Here is a 3,831-nt window from a genome sequence, read left to right as displayed (position 1 = left end):
TGAGCGGATGGTCCGCAGGAACTCGTGCCTCCGGCGAAATGTACGAAAATAATCCGCCCTGATCCGAAAAAGCGCCCGGCATGCGAACCCCCGACGATCCATGATCGATATAGAATCATCAATCGCAGCCCCTGACGACGGCTTTTTCAGCAGACTGCTAAGTCAGGCCACGCTATAAAGTCAGCCTCAGCCTCGTTCTCTTATACGCGGATGCCTGCGGGGCGACCATCAACGGGACCCCAGCGAACTCTCTGTGAGACGATCATGCTGTTTGCCATGACCGAGAGCCTACAACATCCGTGTGATTTCAGGGTGAATTGTATACATCCGGGCCGCGCTAGGTTCGCATGCCCGATGGAAATGATATCTGTACTTTGCGCCATCGTCGAAACCAAGCCGATTGGCACGCCAATTGCTGGAATATGCTGAGGAAGAACACCAAGATAGCCGAGAGGATTCTATGTCAAACCCTAATTGGTTCTCTTGGTTGAGTTTTCCATTTTTCGCGCCACTCAGCGGGTCGGTGGTGCAGGACATCGCACCGAATTTTCACCGGCAAGTCGATAATGACGTAAGTGCTGAGATTGGCTTAGCTGAACAGCTGGTCATTCTTTGCAATGCCGTTAAAGAGCTTAGGGCGATGCTCGTAGGCATCGAGGAGACACCAGGCGCGAAGCTCAAGATCGCATCCGAGGATGTAACAACAGCAATGGGGCAGCTCGCAGGGATGGAAGCGAAAGTAAACGAGATCAAACAGCGTCATAGCAAGGCCGCCGATCTGGAAGCTGAGCGCGCGCTAGATCGCCTGAAGGAGGTTAATCCGGAGGGATATGAGACGTTCATTCGTAAGCGCGAGAACCGCGCGAGCGCTGGTTAGAGCGCGAGCTCAACCAGCGACTGATGCCGCAACTCTTCTCCCACGCACCTGCCTTTAGATTCGAGGTACGCTGTCAGCATGGTAAAACGGATTGGCTCGTGCAGCTTGTCGATGATCGGGGCGATCGGTTTTGCGATGTGTGGTTTGGCGTCAATCCCGACGACGGCTGGGCCTTTGATGGATTGGTGCACTTCGGAGACCCCGATGCCGATCCGCACGTCTGGCAGAGCTACCAACGCTACTCGGATGGCACCTATCGGCGGCTGCCTTCATTCGCATCCAGCCTCGATCAGTTCAGGCGAGCGACTAAGGGATCATGACAATCGGCCCCGTGCTATACTTCCAGGATGGCTAAGAAGGAGTCCGATTTCGACAAGCTTGCTCGACTTATCAAAGAAGAAGGTGAGGATATTCGAACAGAGATTCGTAACGAGATCGGTCGACTGGAGAAGAAAGTCGACGCTGGCTTCACCCGCATTGATCGCGAGCTTAGTGAAATCCACTCGGAATTGAGAACGCTTCGTCACGACCTCGATGATCTTCGACGAGAAGTCGAGAATATTTCCGGCTACCGCAAGGGGATAGACCACGCACTCGAGAGAATCGCAGCGATAGAAAAACATCTCGGAATTGGCAAGAAGGTGGTTGTGACATTGGCAAGCGATCTTTGAAGCGCTCGCCCGCGGCGGCAAGGACGGCGTGACTTTGTCCATCGACTCCACCTCGATCAAGGCGCATCGCTCGGCGAGCGGCGGAAAGGGGGGAGCATGAACAGGCGATTGGCCGCTCGCGCGGCGGGCGGACCACGAAAATCCACGCGCTGAGCGACCCTGATTGCAAACCTTGCGCATTTCATCTCACTCCGGGCCAAGATGCAGATATTGCCGCAGCGCCGGCCCTTTTGGACCTCGCGCCGCCAATGTCTGCCCTCATTGGTCCCTCATTGGGGACAAAGGCTACGACGGCGACGGCTTTCGCGCCGAAATCGTCAATCGTGGTGCGAAGCCCGTCATTCCAAACAAATCCAACAGGGTGACCCTCCACAACTTCAGCATGCGCGCCTATAAAGGGCGCAACGTCATCGAGCGTTGCTTCTGCCGGCTCAAGGATTTCCGGCGTGTCGCAACTCGTTACGACAAACTCGCCAGAAACTTCTTGGCTGCCGTCCACATCGCCGCAGTCGTCGCCTATTGGATCAATTGAGTCTGAACCCTAACATTACAGTTGGTGCGCCGGGAGACCGGCAAGGAGTAGGTGGTGGAAGTCCACGACGATGAAGGAGTAGCGACCCACATCGGCCCCGAGCCGTGCGCAGGCATCCGCGAGGATGTCGGCGAAGCGTCGGCAGGGGAGCGCACAGGCCAGCCATTAAGCCGCGAAAGAGTGTTTTCCCGAGAGCCGACGCTGTCAACTGAGCGGAAGGCAACACGAAGGGGTGCGATATCGCGAGCGCCCAGTCGTTTCGGCGTGGTCGCAGACCCTGGCATGTGCAGAAGCTTCTTGTACGGGAACCGGGAGGTCTCTTGGTCGGCCAGATGCTCGCTGAGCAGCCTGGTCCGCGGTGGGAAGGCGAGGAGCCATAGCCGCCGATGAACGATCAGGAGAAGTCTGACTCGGCCATAGTAGCTCCGGTGGCAGAGGCGATGGAGCCAAGGGCTGGGACCAAGAGGAACGCGGGACAGCAAAGCACGCACCGGACGCAGACCCGGGCTCGCGTGACCCAGGCGCTGGACCGCGTACGGCAAGCGGCAAAGCTTGGGAAGAAAGAGCGGTTCACGGCGCCTCTCCACCATATCAACACTGACACGCTCCGGTTGGCGTTCTACGCGCTCAAGCGCAAAGCAGCCCCGGCGTGGACGGTGTGACATGGCAGGACTTCGAGACAGACCTGGAGCCTCGGCTTGAGGATCTGAACGCTCGGGTCCACCGAGGAGCGATGCGCTGGACGCCCTGGCGGTAGCGATCACCACGCGGAAGGTGAACTGGATAGTTGACGCCGACGTGCAAAATTTCTTCGGAAGTGTGAGCCAAGACTGGCTGGTCCAGTTTTTGGAGCACCGCATCGGCGACAAGCGCATCATCCGCCTGATCCGTAAATGGCTGAAGGCGGGCATCCTCGAAGACGAGGTCGTAACCGTGGACGACAGGGGCACGGGGCAAGGATCGGTGATTTCGCCGCTGCTCGCCAACGTTTACCTGCACTACACATTCGATCTTTGGGCCGAACGCTGGCGACGGCAAGAGGCTCACGGCGATATGATTATCGTGCGCTACGCCGATGATCTGGTGGCCGGCTTCGAGCATGAGGACGACGCTCGCCGTTTCCTTGATGCGATGCGTGAACGGTTTGAGGCATTCGCGCTGACGCTCCATTCGGACAAGACCCGCCTGATTGAGTTCGGTCGCTATGCGGCGGCCAATCGCAAGGCACGCGGGCTCGGCAAACCGGAGACGTTCATGTTTCTGGGCTTCACCCACATCTACGGTAAGTCACGTCGGGGGAGCTTCCTGCTCCAAAGGAAGACCCGTCGCGACCGTCTGCGGACGAAGCCTCAGGACATCAAGGGAGAGCTGCGGCGTCGAATGCACCAACCGATCCCCGTCCAGGGTAAATGGCTGAGACAGGTCATCACCGGCCACTTCGCCTACTATGCGGTTCCTGCAAACGGACGGGCGCTTTCAGCCTTCCGCTATTATGTGACCGACCTCTGGCGACGAACGCTTCGGCGGCGTAGCCAACGAGACGGCTTCACTTGGGATCGTATGACGAAGTTGGCAGATGATTGGTTTCCTCAACCCCGTATCCTGCATCCCTGGCCCCAACAGCGCTTCGCCGTCACACACCCAAGGTAGGAGCCGGATGCCTTAATTGGGCCCGTCCGGATCTGTGCGGGTTGCGCCTTGCAAGCGCGTTGAAGTCTGCCGTCTGCGATGACGGCCGCGGCAAAGCCTAG

Annotated in this window: 4 protein-coding genes and 1 pseudogene; all 5 read left to right on the top strand. The window is 58.2% G+C overall.

Translation table 11 applies throughout. From position 1 onward, the window contains the following. Positions 1-400: 400 nt before the first annotated feature. The 5 genes and pseudogenes from AAFX91_RS39745 to AAFX91_RS39725 all read left to right on the top strand — a co-directional run bounded on the left by AAFX91_RS39745 (position 401) and on the right by AAFX91_RS39725 (position 3,730). Entirely contained in the window at positions 401-877 is a 477-nt protein-coding gene (locus AAFX91_RS39745; RefSeq protein ID WP_130231852.1) for a hypothetical protein, read from the top strand. 98 nt (positions 878-975) lie between these two features. Next, entirely contained in the window at positions 976-1,197 is a 222-nt protein-coding gene (locus tag AAFX91_RS39740; protein WP_028168747.1) for a hypothetical protein, read from the top strand. 27 nt (positions 1,198-1,224) lie between these two features. Then, complete coding sequence (locus tag AAFX91_RS39735) at positions 1,225-1,548, top strand: hypothetical protein (protein WP_080664126.1); 324 nt, start codon at positions 1,225-1,227, stop codon at positions 1,546-1,548. Beyond that, positions 1,532-2,080: pseudogene (locus AAFX91_RS39730) on the top strand (IS5 family transposase); the annotation flags it as partial. The gene AAFX91_RS39735 and the pseudogene AAFX91_RS39730, both read left to right, overlap by 17 nt. Before the next feature lie 774 nt (positions 2,081-2,854). Further along, on the top strand, positions 2,855-3,730 hold the full coding sequence (locus tag AAFX91_RS39725; RefSeq protein WP_349642720.1) for a reverse transcriptase domain-containing protein: 876 nt from the start codon (positions 2,855-2,857) through the stop codon (positions 3,728-3,730). The last annotated feature ends 101 nt before the right edge of the window (positions 3,731-3,831 follow it).

The sequence above is a fragment of the Bradyrhizobium sp. 31Argb genome (genome assembly GCF_043638955.1).
Lineage (GTDB): Bacteria > Pseudomonadota > Alphaproteobacteria > Rhizobiales > Xanthobacteraceae > Bradyrhizobium.
Note: the sequence above shows the minus strand (reverse complement) of the source record. Positions and strands in the feature narration are given on the sequence as shown.